This window comes from Acinetobacter sp. NIPH 284, from assembly GCF_000369425.1.
Taxonomy (GTDB): domain Bacteria; phylum Pseudomonadota; class Gammaproteobacteria; order Pseudomonadales; family Moraxellaceae; genus Acinetobacter.
On record NZ_KB850006.1, the window covers coordinates 49,375 to 68,390 of the forward strand.

The 19,016-nt window shown below is 39.3% G+C and carries 11 protein-coding genes and 4 pseudogenes; 3 read left to right on the forward strand and 12 right to left on the reverse strand.

All coding sequences use genetic code 11. From position 1 onward, the window contains the following. Positions 1–7: 7 nt before the first annotated feature. Positions 8–1,246 carry an efflux RND transporter periplasmic adaptor subunit gene (locus F908_RS00585; RefSeq protein ID WP_004907155.1) on the reverse strand — a complete coding sequence of 413 codons (1,239 nt, stop codon included), beginning with the start codon at positions 1,244–1,246 and terminating at the stop codon, positions 8–10. Between the two features lie 103 nt (positions 1,247–1,349). Here F908_RS00585 and F908_RS00590 point away from each other — a divergent pair. Continuing rightward, positions 1,350–2,279: pseudogene (locus F908_RS00590) on the forward strand (IS5 family transposase). 101 nt (positions 2,280–2,380) lie between these two features. Next, positions 2,381–2,626 (forward strand): annotated as a pseudogene (locus F908_RS15305) (IS30 family transposase); the annotation flags it as partial. A gap of 359 nt (positions 2,627–2,985) precedes the next feature. Here F908_RS15305 and F908_RS00600 read toward each other — a convergent pair. The 11 genes and pseudogenes from F908_RS00600 to F908_RS00650 form a co-directional block, all read right to left on the reverse strand. After that, the gene (locus F908_RS00600) at positions 2,986–8,037 is read right to left on the reverse strand and encodes a tyrosine-type recombinase/integrase (RefSeq protein ID WP_005155744.1); all 5,052 of its coding nucleotides are present in this window, start codon (positions 8,035–8,037) and stop codon (positions 2,986–2,988) included. Further along, entirely contained in the window at positions 8,034–8,705 is a 672-nt protein-coding gene (locus F908_RS00605; RefSeq protein WP_005155746.1) for a hypothetical protein, read from the reverse strand. Before F908_RS00605 ends, F908_RS00600 begins: the two co-directional genes overlap by 4 nt. Before the next feature lie 121 nt (positions 8,706–8,826). Next, positions 8,827–9,027: a hypothetical protein gene (locus F908_RS00610; protein WP_005155747.1), complete on the reverse strand. Its 201-nt coding sequence runs from the start codon at positions 9,025–9,027 to the stop codon at positions 8,827–8,829. A gap of 48 nt (positions 9,028–9,075) precedes the next feature. Then, positions 9,076–12,312, reverse strand: coding sequence for a type I restriction endonuclease subunit R (locus F908_RS00615; protein ID WP_051064402.1), 3,237 nt, complete (start codon positions 12,310–12,312; stop codon positions 9,076–9,078). A gap of 30 nt (positions 12,313–12,342) precedes the next feature. Beyond that, positions 12,343–12,636 (reverse strand): coiled-coil domain-containing protein, encoded by a 294-nt coding sequence (locus F908_RS00620; protein WP_005155749.1) that lies wholly within the window; start codon positions 12,634–12,636, stop codon positions 12,343–12,345. 66 nt (positions 12,637–12,702) lie between these two features. Further along, positions 12,703–13,179 carry a hypothetical protein gene (locus F908_RS16035; RefSeq protein WP_005155750.1) on the reverse strand — a complete coding sequence of 159 codons (477 nt, stop codon included), beginning with the start codon at positions 13,177–13,179 and terminating at the stop codon, positions 12,703–12,705. Positions 13,180–13,205: 26 nt separating this feature from the next. Next, a complete protein-coding gene (locus F908_RS16040; protein ID WP_005155752.1) occupies positions 13,206–13,739 on the reverse strand; it encodes a DUF2939 domain-containing protein in 534 nt (177 codons plus the stop codon). 56 nt (positions 13,740–13,795) lie between these two features. Next, the gene (locus F908_RS00635) at positions 13,796–14,986 is read right to left on the reverse strand and encodes a restriction endonuclease subunit S (protein ID WP_005155755.1); all 1,191 of its coding nucleotides are present in this window, start codon (positions 14,984–14,986) and stop codon (positions 13,796–13,798) included. Continuing rightward, complete coding sequence (locus F908_RS00640; protein WP_005155756.1) at positions 14,983–16,530, reverse strand: type I restriction-modification system subunit M; 1,548 nt, start codon at positions 16,528–16,530, stop codon at positions 14,983–14,985. Before F908_RS00640 ends, F908_RS00635 begins: the two co-directional genes overlap by 4 nt. A gap of 268 nt (positions 16,531–16,798) precedes the next feature. Next, positions 16,799–16,921 (reverse strand): annotated as a pseudogene (locus F908_RS16045) (type II toxin-antitoxin system RelE family toxin); the annotation flags it as partial. 40 nt (positions 16,922–16,961) lie between these two features. Beyond that, a complete protein-coding gene (locus F908_RS00650; RefSeq protein WP_005155758.1) occupies positions 16,962–18,134 on the reverse strand; it encodes a replication initiation protein in 1,173 nt (390 codons plus the stop codon). Between the two features lie 460 nt (positions 18,135–18,594). On the opposite strand from F908_RS00650, the pseudogene F908_RS00655 reads away from it, so the two are divergent. Next, positions 18,595–19,016: pseudogene (locus F908_RS00655) on the forward strand (IS4 family transposase); the annotation flags it as partial.

Here is a 19,016-nt window from a genome sequence, read left to right on the forward strand (position 1 = left end):
CCTAACCTCAATTCACCGCAGTGCTACTGCTGGCAGGTGGTGCCTGCTCTGCACCGAAACCTGACCAAACGGCTTTTAGACGTTCGACACCCCGCACAGCAACTTGAATTCCAGGTTTTAATGCATTTCCAATCACATGACTTTGCTGCTGGTTCGCCCCCACTAGTTCCACAGGCGTTGCCACGAAACCATTTTGGTTCTTGATAAAAATGAAGTGCTTGTTATCTTTTAAAGTTAAGGCAGCACTCGGTATTACCCATGCGGTTTTTGTTGTCGGGTTATGGCTTTGAATATTCGCTTTAACAAACTGTTGTACTTTTAAACAGTTATCCTTGGCCTGCATTTGGACTAGAACATTTTGAGATTGCGTATTGCCTGAAAGTGCTGGTGCAATTTGTTGTACCTGCCCGGTAATTTCACACCCCTCAACTTTGACCAAATCGCCAATCTGGATATATTTGCTATCCGCTAAAGGGGCTTGCAGCATTAATTGCAAAGGTAGATCACTATTCACCAACTGGCCCAGTACTGCACCGGTTTCTACATACTGACCTGCAGATACCTGTAAACTTTCTACACTGCCTCTGGCTGGACTTTTGACATACACCACGGGATTCAATCCCTGACTGCTACTTCCGCCCATAAACTGCAACATGCGTTGCTTGGCATTCAGATCAATATTCAGTCGTTGCACTACATTCTGGGCTTCCTGTACACGTTTTTCAGCAATAATCCCTTCTGCATATAAACTGCGTTCACGTGCCAAATTTTGGCTGGCTAATTGCAGTTGTGCACGAATTTGTAAAATTTCATTTTGAATCTGAATTAAATCGGGACTGTGAATAGCCAGTACAGGACTATGGAGACCAACTTCGGCTAAAGGTTGCACTAGTACCTGTTGCACTATACCCGCTACAGGACTCGTTAAGACCACTTTACTTTGAGGTGACCACTGCGCTTGCCCCTGCAAAGTCAGGGCGAGTTGTACATCTCTTGTCGCTTGTCCTAAAGTTTGTAATTGAATACCTGCTTGTTGAATCTGTGTGGGCGAAATTAAAATCTGATTACCAGACACATCTATTGTTTCTGTTTGATTGGCTACTACATTTTGTGTCTTTGATTTTTTCGTTTTATTTTTATTGAGTAGTAAACTGCTACCCCACCAAATTCCTAAAATCACCAAGACAAATGTGAAAATACTAATAAATACTTTTTTATGTCGTAATATATCCACTTGATGATTCACAGGTCTACCCTCAAAAATATTTTCCTCAGGGTAAAATCAAGTTCTTAAGATCTTATTAAGTTGGCTTTGTTGCATAAATAAATTTCATCCCCATACATGTTAGATGAATACAGAATAAAAAAGCCGATACAAAACAACGAACTGGTCTGAGTACAATCAAGCTTTACGTCAACGGGGTGCTTTCACCATTTGGTTTGATCCCCAAATGCAATGGTCTGCAACACCTAGTGGAAAAAAAGGACGTCAACCTACCTACACTGATATAGCAATTCAATTTGCCCTGACGATACGAAACCTGTTCCAACTGGCTTTACGCCAAACACAAGGTTTCATTCAAAGCCTTTTTCAAATGGCTCACCTCGACTGAAATGTTCCAGACTTCTCAACATTGAGTCGGCGAGCAGATAAGCTCCAGCCACTTCTACATAAATCAGCAAAAAATCCACAGGAAGACTTGCATATTTTAGTTGATAGCACAGGGATCAAAGTTACAGGTGATGGGGAATGGGTGCGTAAAAAACATGGCGTAAACCAACATCGTCAATGGCTGAAATTACATCTTGCGACAGATGCAAACAGTGGAGAAATACAAGCGGTTGAAGTCACGACCTGCCAATATGGTGATGCTGAAATGCTCCAAGCTCTTTTAGATCAAATTGATGAACCCATTGCATCTGTCACGGCTGATGGTGCTTATGACACAGTGAATTGTTATGATGCGATTTTGAAACGGCAAGCAAATGTAATTATCCCTCCTCGTTCCAATGCTGCTTTATGGGTAGAAAATGAAATTGGTAAAGCAAGGAATCATGCAGTACAAGGCTGTTGAGACAGGGGTCAAAAGCAGTGGAAACGAGATATTGGTTATCATCGACGATCCCGAATAGAGGCTAAAATGTTTGCCTTGAAACGACTTGGACAAGGTGTATCTAGTCGATGCTTTAATCGTCAGGTGGTTGACTTGCAAATAAGAGTCGATATTTTGAATAAATTTACTCAACTTGGTACAGTTAAAACGGTGGCTGTTGCATAAATATCTGAAGATTAGAACAACTCTACCTTTCGTCTATTTGTGCAACAAAGCCCATCAATAATGGCTTCATTTAATGTCAGCATACTTTTTGAAACACCACCATATATTTCTGTGACCCACATTCACCCTTGCAAAAAGGCACATGCGAAAATATGAATGGTTGAATTAGGCAATATTTACCTAAAGAGATTGATTTAAACCAGGCAGATCAGCATTATTTAAATCAAGTAGCCACGTCACTGAATACTCGTCCTAGAAAAGTGTTAGATTGGCTTACACCATTAAAGAAATTTGCTCAGCTTGTTGATTATCATAAGACTTTTGAAACTGTCGCACCTCATGTTTGAATTCGCCCCCTTTTAAACTCAAATATTTTTTGGGGCGGTTACCGCTTACGCTTAGGCTATTTCCCATAAGGAATCATGTTGTACAGCTTCCAGCAGCAGACAGAACGCAATAGATAATGTGAATTTTTTGGCTCTGTTGATCCATAAAAAATACCTGAGTCTCTATTATTAAGCGATAAATGAGCAGCAAGAAGTTTTCCTAGTCAGGTAAATGATATTATTCATGTACACATAGCTGTCTTTAACAAATTCACAGAATCTAGCTGCACTTATACCCAAGTTGTCACTTGAATTTAGCTCAATTAGGGTAGCGCTGTCTTTCAAACCTTTGTGTAACAAAGCGTGCGTAAGTCATATACTTAGATTCTGATATGATCTCCACTCGCTAAATATCGTACACTCAACCACGCAAGTACCCATCGCACGGCGCTCAATGACGCTTGTTGAGACATAATTCTAAAATAATTATATTTATTATGTTTCATCATCATCGGAAAAAATTGATGTTCTGTTAGGATTGAAAGCATAGGTTCATCCTCTGCGGTAAAATGCATCAATACTTTTGTTACATTACTTTCATACAACCATTTTTTTATTAACCAATTATAAGTTTCTGATTGGTTTTGTTCTAAATAATCAAATCGCTCTAAAATCTCTTGTGCGGAATTAAAATCTATAGCACTTAGTAATTCAGGCAAACGTGCTAACTTTCCTTGTGTCGATAATGGATGTCTTCCTATATTTGAACCACGTTTACCTGACGGAATGTTTGCCATCGTAATTAAAGCTCTCTTCCAGGACTCAATATCTAATCGTGGCTGCCCCTGCCCTGAAATAAGATACCGCTCAATATCTTCAAATTGTTGAAATAAATCGTGTTTAATTACTTTTTCAGTCGAATTCCCTCTTTTTTGAGCATAGATTACCCACCTCTGACTTTGTCTTTTTTTGAGTACATATTTTTCGATGGTATCTCTCAACTCATATTTTAGATTACCATTCTGTTGATGAATCGCTTGGAAATGCCTGAATAAATTACTCCGACTCATGACTCGCTTAAAAAATGCAGTATGTAAATTGGGTTGCTGTTGTTGCATGCTATAGGCATAAGTAGCCAGAAATAAAATATGAACATAATGCTTTAATGTTGTCGATTCATGTAAATGTCCAAGCACTCGACTAATCGCCTTAATCCCTTGCCCAACCTGTCCTTCATTGCCTACTAGCGTATTAAATTGCTCATTCGATGGCATCCAATTTTGTAGCCATGGCAGTTCTATCGTGAGCGCTTTAAAATCCACCACAGTTTGCAAACACTTTAAAGTATATGCACTTGCAAACGTATGTCTTAAATGATGTAAGCTGAGATCAACATCTCCAGTGACTTTCTTTAATATTTGAGATATTTGATCAAAAAAAGGCCTATGCTCACTGTCCTCATCAGACATTAATATCGAATATTTTTTATTCTTATAAATATCATCTAATCCCTTTTGAATCGTCTGACTTAATAAATTCATCGGAACAACACGTTCTGATCCAAGTGTTTTTAACTGATGCTCACCATAAGGACGAATTCGGAGCATATCCTCATCAATATCTAAGGGCCGTAAATGAAGTGTCTCTGAACGGCGTACACCCATCGCTGCAGATAAACGAAAATGACGCTGAATCTCTAGACGTAAAGCAGCATCACTCACCCCAGATTCTACAGATTGTAATATTTGAACGATCTGCTGCACTTCATTTTTTGCAAAAACTTTAGCACTTGCTTGATGCGCTGTACGCTTGTGTAACTTTATACGATCATCATTTAACTGAATTAAAAAATCTCTAAAGCGATTCCACGCAGCGAGATGCTTGCGGTGTGGAAAATGCTCTTGCGTCAACTCCATCCATTTTTGAAATACATCTTCATCAATCTGGCTATCTTTTGTTAAATCTTCTGAAAACCCCAATATACCTGCACTGACGATGGCCAAATGTAGATGAATCATATTTCGATTCTGTAGACTTAACTCTTCTGCATCACAGCGTAAAATCAACCATTGCACAAAGCACGTTAATAAATTGACTGAGTAGTGATTCGTTTTATTATTGGCAAGCTGTTCAAGCCAAATGCTTGATCTAGACTCACCTTTTAGTTGCTGAATCATCGCTAAAATATCAGACAAATGTAGTTGCTCATCGCCTATTTCTATTTCACTTTCTGGCTCAGTGCTATCTAAACCTGTGGTTAATTTTTCATATTCGGATAAGCGTAATAATTCATTTATTGAAAGATCTTCAGTCAGGACTTGGCCTGCTATATAACCTGCAATTAACGGAGTGCTATTTAACATCACATTTTGCTGTAAAGCTTTCAACCATTGAGCTAATGATAGAGTTGACTTAATCCCTATTTGTTTTAAATATGTATTAAAACACTTTTGCCAAGCCGTTCTTTGTTGATTTCTTGACTGTGCTAAAATCTCTTTTAATCGGGGCTGTAGATACTGTCGGTCTACTAAAATTAAAGTCGAGACATAAGGACTTAACAGTACTGTACGGCGTATCTTCGTCACAGATCTATCATTATTCACTGTCAGCTCAACGAGCCGACTATTCCCCATAGCGACTATATGTTGATCAGAAGCAATAAACTCCAACATCGCTTGTAAATGGCTTACCCTGCACAGTTGTGAATACATGGAGAGTACAACCAGCAAACGTCCTATTTCAACCTCACAATTTTGATGTTCAGGTAAATGTTCTAAATCCTTCTGAATAAGATCAAGTAAGTTTTGTTCAATATAACACCATGTACTAAAACTATTTTCAGATGTCAGCCATGTACGATTAGCTTTTTGAGGAAGTTGAACGAATAAAGGAATTTTCGTTTTATCGCGAATGTAAGCACAATATGCCTTGATCGCTTGTGGCAAATCAATGTTTGTATTTTTAGCTAAATGGGAAGCTAATACATGTCCAAGCTCGAAAGATACGTTTGGCTCAGGATTTTCCTCAAAAATCAACTGACAATAGGACTCATACTCTGAGTTTTCCAGCCATTCTTTTACATCATTTTCTGAATATTGTATTCTCGGCTTCGTCTCTGCTTGAACTGTTTTAATCTCTTTGGTTACAACAAATGTTGGAATATTCAGGTTTTTAAAAAAATCAAAAACATCAAGACATTCGAAACCTAACTGTTTTTGCAGGTTTTCTTGTACATCAAGCCACTGTTGTTTAAATGTTGATACAGGAAATACTGATAACATATCCCATGGATAACGACCGCGTACCCAGTGCCCAAGTCCAGCATCCTTGAACCGTCCAGGTAACTGATTATTATCAGAGCGAACCAGCTTCCGTGCCCAATTTCTACCTAAACCTTCAATCTGATGAGAATCACAAAGTTGCAACGCATAAGATGATAAATCAACACGTGGTTCAACTTGATCCCCCAGCATTCTCATCAAACCACGTAAAACTTGAATCTGTTTGATAAATGCTGCCGTCAATGGCACATAACGATCGGTTGATTCATCTTGATGATGTTTATCTTGAATCAATGCCCAGCCTTGCTGACTTATCCACTTTGGAAAAGGTTGCTTAATCCCCCGTCCTGCAGTTGCAAGATTCATCCATAATTCTGTATACAACGTTAAGTTATCAAAGAGCGTCTGCCAATCTTTCTGTTCGGCAGCCTGATTTATTCTCTTCTTTATTCGTGTAATTTCATTTTGTATTTCAACAATCTTTATCCCAGTCGGGCTACCCACGCGTTCACTAGAAGAGTGCATATATTCAGGAATATCAATTTTTATCGTTCTTAAGCAATCAGCCCATAACTGCTCAAGTTTCCTCTGTTCAAAAGATGCATAATGAATTAAGTTATCATAATTCCGACCGGATGCATTAGTCACTGCTTTAACGACAGCTAAGTCACCTTGGCTATGCTCATATAACAACCGTGGAAGAAGATCTTTAATGCTTTTGAGGCTGATTTCTAACTCTTTCGGCACACTGTTAATAAGTCTTCTAACTTCGCGTTCAACTGCCGGTTGACGGGTTTTAATCGCAAGATTTTTGACTTGATTCACCAAATCATTGAGCTCACTTGGTAAAACCAAATGTAATTTCTTGGTCCATGGCACATGAAATTTAGACTCTTCTGGCTTTGTTTTGAGTGTCGGTGTGCCTGCTAAAACGCTCAATACGTATGCAGATAAAGTATGATCATACTGAATAGCAATATTATTCTGATCAGTATTTTGACTAAAACACGGCGCTGTTAATTCAGTAACCGAACGTCCAGTGAGTAAACTCAATATCAAAGCTAATTTTGCGCGTAAAATTAAGCTGGTATCAGCCTTAGATGGTTGACAGAGCCTAAACACATCTTGAATCGAATTTAATGACAATCGCCATTTGGTCCAAACTAAACCAACATTTGTAGCTTCAACATGCTGAGAGGTAGACTTAGATGCATAAAACCCTCGAATTAAATCGGATTGTTCGGCCAAAAAAAATGTAAACAATGGCTCCAATGGTGTTTCATCTTCTTCAATCTCATCATACTCAAATACTTCAGAGACTAGACCACGATGAATTTCATCTACATCCTCTAAAGGTTGGATAGCAATACTTAATGAGCCGTATCGTTGCAAGATCAGTTTTTGATGCTTTAACCCTATACGGTGTAAAAACTCTCGACGTTTTTTCTTATTTTTTAGTCGATTCTTTTGCCAAATTTGTGATAAAAAGAGCTTTAATGCATAAAAAACTTCATTTAATCGTTTGTCTTCAGAACCAGCGGACATCAAATGAATCAGTTGTTTCGGTCCGTTTTTAGTCAGTAATTTTTCGACTTGTTCTAAAATATCCTCATTACTTGGATCACCCAACAGCCTGATCGCTAAAAAGGCGTTATACACACGAGATCCTTTTTGATCTTTCAGCTTTATGCTTCCATCACCCTTTAAATAATGACTATAAAGCTTTAGAGTGTGTACATTTTTTTGAAAGTGAAATATTTGCTCTAAAAACCAAATGATTACAGTATCAAAACGCTCATTATTTCGACTTAGTCCTGCTTGAATCAATAGCAAATCACAAATTCCACTGTCTCCAGTGTATGGACGTAATGGCGTGAGTTTATGTTTGTTTCTATCTGTTGTTTCTGAGAAAAAATGTGAATGTTGATCAGAATCCTGCAATCTACTAATGATCTTTAACGTATTAAGCTCATCACGAAATTCTGGTAATTCATCATCCCCAATCAATGTGAAGATTCGCTGACAAATGACAACGATACCGGCTAAGCTATAATGTGCACGTAATAAAAATAATGCTCGGAGGAGTTTTTGTTCTTCTATAGGGGAATTCTGGTTTATCCATTCTAGCAGTTGCTTAAAATAAATATTCATAGCCCACTCCTAAGACGATAGATCCATGCTTTCCCAAAGTCTGTTAAAGCTAAAGCAACTTCTGCAGTTGGAGCCACGCGAACAATTTGCTTTTGATATTTTTGATAAAGTTCTTCTAGTTGAGGTAAAAGCACAAAAAAGTCAGCTATGTGAAAATAGGGTTGCACAGATTTTCCAAGCTCTTTTACTTTAATTTTTTCTAATGGCAAAAGCTTCTGAGAGATATAACCTGCTAAAACATTTTCGATTAAAAAAGTACCACTAACCACCGGTGGTGCCCAATCTACCAATTTTTGAACAAAGGAAATCGGTAGTTTTTTTAAAAAATGCTGTGTATGAAAAAATAAAGGCATTTCTTCTAGATCTAAATGCTTTAGTCGAAGTTCTTTTGCAACAACCATCTTATCCTGCACTTTATCCACTTTACCCCAGTGTCTTCTTTTCACACTGTCCTTTAGAGTTTTTACATCACATAAATCACTAGCGACAGCACGCAGTAACTTACGATATGTCGCGAGCAGTAGTAATGCTTGATTTTTAATTTTTTCTGAAAACTCACTGCTTATTTCCTCATTGAGTAACATCATTTTCAAAACTAAAACTGGGCATGGTTTTTCAAACCTGCCTTCAGAAATTGTCAATGCGTCAATGAGCAATGGTGTCATCATTTTTTTCTGCACAAGTAAGTTATTTTTAGCGTCACAATAGTAGAATAACACAGTCCCAAAATTAACAAAATAAAATCAAATATATTTTATATTTAATAAAAAAGTATTTGATTTATATAATTTATTTACTAACTTTATTTTTACACCAATCAATTAATTCACTTAATTCTTGGTTTAAAGAAAAGGGACAACGAACGAATTTCTTTTGTGAAACTTCTAGATTCTTAACTCTTTTATCTGCTCCAGATATGAAATTTTCAACCAGTTTATCCTGATCTAAAAGCTTGTTAGCGGCAGTGTAAAAATGACCCTCTAATGACATTTAAAACTGCCCCCTTGTTGTGTTTTAGTTGTAATTTAGTGGTGACAACTAAGCTGCCGTTCCTAATTCTTCAGCCAATTGCTCTGCTTGTTCCAAGACAGTCTCTGTCGCCAGTAAAGCCATATCAGGTGGATAACCGTACTTCTTCAGCAAGCGTTTCACGATGACTCTGAGTTTCGCTCTCGCAGATTCCTTAACAGTCCAATCCAAGGTTACATTCTTACGAATCGAGTCTGTGAGGACAACTGCAAGCTCTCTAAGAATATCCTTTTGCATCAACTCTCTAGCACTGTCATTGTCTGCGACTGCTGAGTAGAACGCATATTCGTATTCAGTCAGGTTGAGTTCTTCTGCCAGCTTGTCTGATTCTTGGATGGCTTTAGCCAACTTGATGAGTTCATCAATCACTTCGGCTGCAGTCAGTACCTTGTTCTGATAGCCCTTGATTGCAGAACTCAGCATATCCATGAGCTTTTTACCTTGGGTGACACTGCGCTGTTCTCTTACCTTGATCTCATCACCAAGGAGCTTCTTCAATGTTTCAAGTGCAATGTTCTTATGCTGATAGCCTTTCATCTCCTGCAAGAACTCATCGGAGAGAATTGAGATGTCTGGCTTCTGGATTCCTGCTGCATCGAAGATGTCGACCACTTGTTCTGTAACAAGTGCTTGGTCAATGGTTTGCTTCACTTTAGCTTCAAGCTCAGCATTACTCATGCCTGAGACGTTGCCTGAACCATCACTGAACTTCGCAAGTCGCGCTTTCACTGCTTGGAAGAAGGCAACCACTGGTGCTGCTTCCATCGCATGAGGATGAGGCACTGCTAAAGCAAATGCCTGTGACATCGCTGCAACTGCTGTCAGGAAGCGGGTCTTACCTTCTCCTTGGTCTACACCTAAGATGTGTTCTTCTGCTTCAAGGATAATGTTGAGCTTACGAGAAGTATTGGTTGTGAAGTATTCTTGGTAATTGAAGCCATGCATGATGCCATCAATGACTTCGAGCTTCTCTTGTAGAATGCTTGCAGCTTCATCCTGTACTAATGCAGGATCACCCTTACCACCTGCTTCAGAGTAAAATGAAAGTGCTTCTTTCAGGTCAGATGCGATACCAAGGTAATCGACAACTAAGCCACCAATCTTGTCTTTGTAGACTCGGTTAACTCGTGCAATCGCTTGCATGAGGTTATGGCCTTTCATTGGCTTGTCGATGTAGAGCGTGTGCATACTCGGTGCATCGAAACCAGTCAGCCACATATCACGAACAATCACAAGCTTCAGCTTGTCATCATTGTCCTTCATACGATTGGCCAGGATTTGGCGTTGTTGCTTGGTCGTATGGTGTTTAGCAATCTCCTTACCATCAGAAGCAGATGAAGTCATCACCACCTTGATCACACCATCGTTTAGATCATCGCTATGCCATTCTGGTTTGATCGCTACAATCTCATTGTAGAGGTCGACAGCAATCCTACGAGACATACTGACGATCATGCCTTTACCTTGGTTTGCATTAGCTTTAAGACGTTGTTCAAAGTGTTCTACGATGTCTTTGGCAATCGCTTTGATACGCTCTTTACTGCCAATGAGTCCTTCGACCCTTGCCCACTTCGCACGCTCTTTTTGTGTCTGGTTTAGGTCTTCTTCGGTGAACTGGTCATCAAAGTCTTCAATCAGCTCTTTGCCTTCCTCACTGATGGCGATCTTGGCGAGTCGGCTTTCATAGAAGATCCGAACGGTTGCACCATCTTCAACAGCTTGCGAGATGTCATAGATGTCGACATAGTTACCAAACACTACAGGTGTGTTGACATCCGTTTTCTCAATTGGTGTCCCTGTGAAACCAAGGTAAGTGGCATTTGGTAAGGCATCACGCATGTACTTAGCAAAACCATAGACGGTACGTTTACCGACGACCTTACCATCGTCATCTTTGACATCGACTTCTTTTGCATTGAAACCATACTGTGAACGATGTGCTTCATCAGCAATCACAACAATGTTGGTTCGGTCTGACAGCAGCTCGTAAACACTGCCCCCATCTTCAGGTTGGAATTTCTGAATGGTTGTGAAGATCACACCACCTGAACCCACCTTCAGCAGTTCTTTGAGCTCATCTCTATTCTCTGCTTGCTTCGGTGTTTGTCTGAGTAGTTGGCTTGATGCTGCAAAGGTTCCAAACAGTTGATCATCTAAGTCATTACGATCTGTGATGACCACGACGGTTGGATTATCCAAAGCCAAAACAATCTTACCTGTATAAAAGACCATAGACAGGGATTTACCTGAACCTTGGGTATGCCATACCACACCGGCTTTCTTGTCACCGACTACTTGTTGTTGCACAAGTTCGAGCTTACTTCTGCCTTGGTGTTGCATAGCAAGTTCTGCTGATTTCGAGTCCGAAGACATTGCAGATGCACGAATGGTAGAGAGTACTGCTGCATTCACTGCATAGTACTGATGGTATGCAGCCATCTTCTTGATAGTCTTAATAGTGATTAAGCCGTTGGCATCTTCTTGCTTATTGGATTCAAACACAATGAAGTGTCTGATCATGTCGAGTAATGTCACTGGATTGAGCAAACCATGTAGTAAGACTTCAAGCTGTGCCTGAGTAATCTTGGCCTTGGTTTGACCATTACTGGTCTTCCATGCCATGTAACGACTCAGGTCTGCTGATACAGTGCCTGCTTTTGCCTCTAAACCATCAGAGATGACGTTGAAAGCATTGTAGGTGAACAGTGATGGGATCTGGCTTTGGTAGGTCTGGATCTGCTTATATGCGCCTTCTACAGTGGCATTCTCGTCTGTGGCATTTTTAAGCTCAATGACCACTAAAGGTAAGCCATTCACATAGATGATAATGTCAGGTCGTCTTGTCCAACGATCTTCTTTGATGGTGACTTGGTTTACGACAAGGAATTCGTTATTGCTTGGATTGTTGAAGTCAACAAGCCAAGCATATTCACCTTGGGTGTTGCCATCCTTGCTAACTTCAATGTTGATGCCTTCAGTGAGCAAACGATGGAATGCCTGGTTGTTGCTGAGCATATCTGGGGAATGCAGATTGGTGACTTGCTTCAGTGCTTCAAGGCACTTGTCTTCATTCAAATGAGGGTTGAGACGTTGCAATGCTTCTAGTACCTTGGCTTCCAAGATGACCTGCTTATAGCTTCGCAGAGGATTGATTCCCTTGGATTCAATTTCAGGTCCATACACATAGGTATAACCCATTCCCTCTAGTTGCTCTATCGCCATCAGCTCAATGTCTGATTCAGTCATCTTAGTCACTATATCTACCCCCATCTAATTTTAAGGCTCTGTTTGAATGTTGTTTTCTAGTTCTTTAACAGCGTAATAGACATCAGGAACTACAATTCGCCAATCTTCATAATCAAATCTATCTACACTTGAACTTATTTCCTGAATCGAAGAATTCATAGTATTTATGTATTCTTGTTGAGACGTAACTTTAGACTCCAACTCAGTAATTTGCTGCTGGTAGCTAGACTCCATTGAGTCGTATTCATCTTGTGTGACTTTTTTCGCACACCCAGATATGAGCAGTGAACTCATAATTGCTACGAGAAGTAATTGCTTCTTCATATTTCCTTTCCATCATTACCAGATTGATCTTCTTCAAATACTGGTGTGAAGACGACCTGTGAATCTTCAAATTTCTTCTTGCACGTTATAGCCATACTTCTGTACTGCATCCTCAATAGATCCCTCAAACTTATGACAAGCATAGAGGTAGAGTTCAGCATCAACCATTAGAACACCTGGTACACCTAAACCATCATTGAGTGGAATCAGAGTCTTTTGTGAACCTATCTGAACTGTTGGTCGTTTATATGAGCAATTCACAGTGACTTTATGTGACGATCTGTTCCAGTCAATTTTCTTGGCTTCCCACTCACGGCTCCCACCCAGCAAGGTGACTTGGATCTTGGATTCTGTCGCTGTCTTGTTCAGTTGTTTGTAAGAGACAAACTTGGCGACTGAACAAGGAGAGTGATAACAAGTTTCTATGACTTTACCTTTTTGTATACCGCTATGATTGAATTTAGCTGGTGCTGCTTGGACAGTGGTAGCAAAGCCAACTACAGCAATCAAGCCAAATCCCATTTGAGTTATGCGCTTTATCATTCTGTTTCCCTCTTATTCTCTTCTACTTAATCCATCGGCACAGCGATCTTGTGAATCTTCCAACTTAAGCCATCACGAACCATGAGCACTTTGACTTCTTTGGATTGATCCTGATCTTTAATGACCACCTCAAAATCATTTAGGGACGTGTAGCCCGCTTCATATTCTGGCTTAGGTTCTTCTTGTGTTTCAGCAGCCTGAGCATCTTGGGAATCCTGTTCTGTATCTTTCAGGTTCTTGCCTTTGAGCATCAAAGTCATGCCTTCAGGAGTGACGATGCCATCAATCATCTTGTCGACCATAGAAGAGGCAATCATTGCGCCTAAGGCTGCAAAACCATCATTGTCTTGATTCATCACTTCCTTAGCCATCTTGGCATTGAGTTGGTCTTTGAAGCTCTGACGAACACTTGGATAGTCGATGTACTTCGATACTGTATCGCTATCACCTGCTTGTGCTGCTTTCTTGATGTTGTTGAGTGCAAGGTATGGTGTTGCATACAGGTAGCCACAGATCACGACTACGATTGCTATTAAAGCCCCTATCAGCTTCTTGTTCATGGTTTACCCCTTGGATGTAAAAAAGGTGAAGCCATCCAATGACTTCACCTTAAATGTTATGCAACTTCTTCTGTTTGATATTGGACTCTCACTTCACCACTCATCAGTTTTGGTAAAAGCGTGTCTCTTAGGTTTTCAAGTGTTTGGATTTGCTCGACATTGTTTAGCTTCTTCTCAAATAATGGAGCTATCTCAGATTCAAACTGAGCAATAAAATCCATAGATGGAAGCTTAATCTCAACATCCTCAAATGTTCTAGTAGTGATTGTATCAAATACACTTCCATAAGCTGCTGCTGACAGCTCATCAACGATATAAGCTAATAACAAGTATACGAAGTAATAGTAAACATGTCCTTTAGGGATAATCCCATAATTGGACTGACTAAACGTCATCGGTCTAGATAACATTGCATATCTACCCACGGTACCTCTCGCACTAATGACAGAAGCTAACTTAGGTAACAACTTGGTGGAGCTTTTCTCTAAACCAAGTTCTGTAATAGCTTTCTCTGCTCTAACAATAAAGCCTTGGTGAGCATTCGCAATATCACCACCTGAAAGCCAAGGAATATCACCATCCCAATAGTCAGCTTCAGATGTTTTAGGCGTACCACCACCAACTAATGAGAACACATCCAATACTTTGGTTTCCCTCCAATCCTCTTTAGCTTCTTCAATAAACCATTGACGAAAAAGCGTTTCAGCCATGGCTTCCAAGGTCTTGTTCTGACGGTGCAGTAAGTCAATCTTGTCATCGAGTGATGAAAGGACTGAGGCAATGGCTTTTTGTTCAGGGAGTGGTGGTACAGCTACTTCAATCTCATCAAATGTGGCTCTCGTGATAGTATCAAATACACCGCCATGTGAAATTTGAGTCAATTCTCGAACTGTATCAGTTAAAAGGTAATACAGGTAATCTGTATCAGATATTCCTTTTTTAGACCGAATACCATAGCAGGATTGGTTAAACGTCATAGGTTTATCTAAAATTGCGAGTACACCAACAGTTCCACGAGCTGAGATGATAATGTCGCCTTTATTCAGTAGTTTAGTACTCGAGTTATTCAAACCTTCTTGAGTGATAGTCTTTTCTGTACTACTGACAAATTTAAGCCCTGTATTAAAATCGACTACTGACAGCCAAGGAATATCACCTCCCCAGTACCCAGATACAGAGGTTTTAGGTGTTCCACCACCGATGATTTCCATTAAACTTCCTAACGAAAGCTGTTGCCACTCACTCATACCACCACCTTAGTCAAGTTCTCAGCAATGATTTGATTCAGTTTCGCTTCTTCTGCAAGCTGTGCTTCAAACTCTGCCTTAAGGCTTGTAAAGCGTTCCTTAAAGTCGAACTCATCTTCGTCATCAGCCAAACCAACATAACGACCTGGTGTCAGTACATAATCAAGCTCAGCCACTTTCTCAAGCGGTACAGAAGCACAGAAGCCTGCAACGTCTTCATACTCACCATCTTGGTTTCTCCAATTGTGGTAAGTGTCAGTAATCAGCTTAATGTCCTCATCAGACAACACTTTGGTTCTGCGGTTAATCAGATGACCTAGGTTACGAGCATCAATGAACAGAATCTCATTGCTACGGTCTTTGTACTTGGTTGAACCAACACGGTCACGACGCATAAACCATAAAGCAGCAGGAATCTGGGTATTCAGGAATAGCTTTGCAGGCAGATTGACAATACAGTCAATGACATTAGCTTCTGAAACCAAGGCTTTACGAATTTCACCCTCACCACTGGTCTTAGAGGTAAGCGCACCTTTAGCAAGGACTACACCTGCCTGACCTTTAGGACTCATGTGATACAAGAAATGTTGCATCCAAGCAAAGTTCGCATTACCTGCAGGTGGTGTACCAAGCTGCCAACGAGCATCACCTACCAACTGTTCACCACTCCAATCAGAGACGTTGAATGGTGGATTGGCGATGATGTAATCCGCTTTGAGGTCTTTGTGTGCATCATTGAGGAATGAACCCTCAGAGTTCCACTTCACATGCTCTGAGTTAATGCCACGAATGGCTAAGTTCATCTTAGCGAGTCGCCAAGTGGTTTGGTTACTTTCTTGTCCATAGATGGAGATGTCATCGACTAAGCCTTGATGCGATTCTACGAATTTCTCAGACTGTACGAACATACCACCCGAACCACAGCAAGGATCGAATACACGTCCTTTATATGGTTCAAGCATATTAACCAATAAGCTTACGATGGATTTAGGCGTGTAGAACTGTCCGCCTTGCTTGCCTTCAGCTAAAGCGAACTCACCCAGGAAGTACTCAAATACGTGCCCTAGAACGTCAGCAGAGCGAGATTTCGCATCGCCTAGTGCAATGTTACCAATCAGATCAATCAGCTCTCCTAGGCTCGTAGGATCGAGATTCTGACGTGCATATACCTTAGGAAGTACACCTTTCAATTGAGGGTTGTCATTCTCGATGGCTTCCATTGCATCATCGACTAACTTGCCAATGTTAGGTTGTTTGGCTTGGTTTAACAGGAATGACCAACGTGCATTCTCAGGAACAAAGAAGACGTTGTATGCTGTGTATTCATCACGATCTTCAGGATCAGCGCCTGCAAACTCTCCCTCACCTTCTACGAGTAAGTTGTAGTGAGCTTCGAATGTGTCGCTGATGTATTTGAGGAAGATCAAACCAAGAACAACATGCTTGTACTCTGCAGCGTCAATGTTCTTACGAAGTTTGTCTGCTGTTTTCCACAGAACGACTTCTAAGGGTTCTTGTTTGGTTTGCTTTGGAGCACGAGCCATAAAATCAACCTGCAATGAATAGCTTATCTAGTTTTAGTAAGGGAATAGTAACCAATTATCTGTGCATGCGTAAGCATGTAGATGACATTACTTGTCGTATATCTTTGAGATACCGAACTTATCGTAGTACTTGAATCTTGAAAGATTGGTTTTGTATTGATCAGAGATACTTGGATTGCCTCCACCTTTACTCTTACTTGGTTCAGCTTGGACAGGAAACTTGCTGTCGTTACTAAATAAGATGAGTATGTTGCTGAAACTCACCTTTTTTGGGAATGCGAGGATTCTCCAAAACCTTGATCAACTTCCTCTTCAATGGCTGCTTAATACTTGGATTCAGCTTGTTCCATTCTGCTAATGCTTCTTCTAAAAAATCTAACTTATAGGTCATCAATATTTACTAGTAAAAAGTGTAGCAAGTTGCTACACAGTCATATAACGTCTTTTCCAAATATTTCATTCAATCGTTTTCTATTTTCTTTTACAAAATTTGGATTATTTTTTAATTTATATTTCATTTCTTTCTTAAATTCACTCATTGAACTGCCAGCGACAGCAAAATCCATTTGGAACATAATATCATTCACTATCACATTTGCTTGAGATTCAGTTAAGCACCCTTCTGTCTTAAACCACTTACTAAACTGTTTATAATTTGGGTCGTTTGCATAGATGTACCAAGACCTTACGGTCATATCGAACTTCGCACCTAATTCTTTAACAAGCGCATTATCATCAAAATTGACATCTAAATAGATTTGAGTCTTATCATTAGCATTAGATACAACAGCTTCAGTGGCATGCCTATTAAGAATTTTAAATCGAACTCCAACAATAGGTCGACCTTTCTTGATGGTATCGTACTCTAATTGAAGACTAGTCCTTTCATTAATTTCTTCAATAATTTTGTCTAAAACGTATCGTCTAAAATCAACCCAACGATCGTATTTTTTCTCCCCAATATCAATTAGTGCTTTGATATTCTCAAGTGAAAGTTCAACCTCATAAGAATCTTGATTAGCATACTTAAATTCATTTTTGATAAAGTATGAATACAAACTCATACTAGTTACAGAGTCCAAAGCAAATAAATCTTTCAATTGATAGGTCGTAAAATTTCCATTTGCTAAACGAGTAAAATATGGAAGTACTTCACTGGTGAAACGTATCTGCAAAGCATTTTTAGCATCATCTTCCCAACGGAGTTCACGAATAATTGGTACTACTGAGTGTACTTTTTTAACTTTACGCTTATTATCATCCACGGGCTCTTCAATTACAAAATGAGCTACTCGTGATGATAATTCTTTATAAATACGATCAATAGCAACATTAATGGAATTCTTTTTATCTAATCCTAATAGTTCGCCTAAATCATCTTTATGCAAATAAATATAAGTTTGCTCTGTAATTTCACGATCTTGATTATTCTTCTCACCATAATTCGCAACAGCCATTGCATAAAGTAGAGCTTTATACTCATTAGATGATAATTCAATTGGTCTAATCAGACGGTTACTAGTGCTGACTACTCCATTATGTCGAATATTACCAATACAATAAGGTAGATGTTCTAATTCTTCTGGTTCGTTGTGATTGCTCATAAGTGGAAAGATTAAAATATTTTCTACATGTTATACACAAAAGTGGAAGAAGATGCAAACTGCTCACTATTTTCTCTTGCTTACATTAAATTAACTCAGTTTATGCCCATCAAACACCTTAAGAGTGGAAGAAGTGTCACTATTAAAGTGCAATTTTGATACTATTCAGCCTTATGGTGGAATAAATATGAAATTAAACACTTTTAAGTGACAATTCTTCCACCTTTGATTATTCATCCGTGCCGCTAAAGCAATCAATTTGAAAGTAGAAATAGCCTACAACACCACTAAAGTGGAATTAATAAACACATATTCCACTATTAAAGTGACAAACATTCCACCATTCCGGTATTCTTGACTATCAAACATCATGTTATCAATTAAATTTTCTTTGTACACGACAAAAAAAGATAACTCATTGAAATAATGGCATAATACTTGTTTTCTGACGACGAATATGATGACAAATTTCAATGAGTTACATCTCATCTTAAACAAATACCTAAAGTGGAACAAGTCACATGTAAAATGTTTTACACTGATTATGCTTGCATTAATTGTAAAACAGACATGTAATCTTTCTTCTGCATCTAAAGCCTTGCCCATCAAGTGCTTGCCACAATCATTTTATCGACGTATGCAGCGCTTCTTTGCAGGTCAGTATTTTGATTATCGTCAAATTTCTCAGTTGATTTTCAATATGTTTTCATTCGACAAAGTGCAACTGACTTTAGATAGAACCAATTGGAAATGGGGAAAACGAAATATTAATATCCTGATGCTCGCGATCGTCTATCGTGGAATAGCGATACCTATTGTTTGGACATTGCTCAATAAACGTGGAAATTCAGATACAAAAGAGCGTATTGCTTTGATTCAACG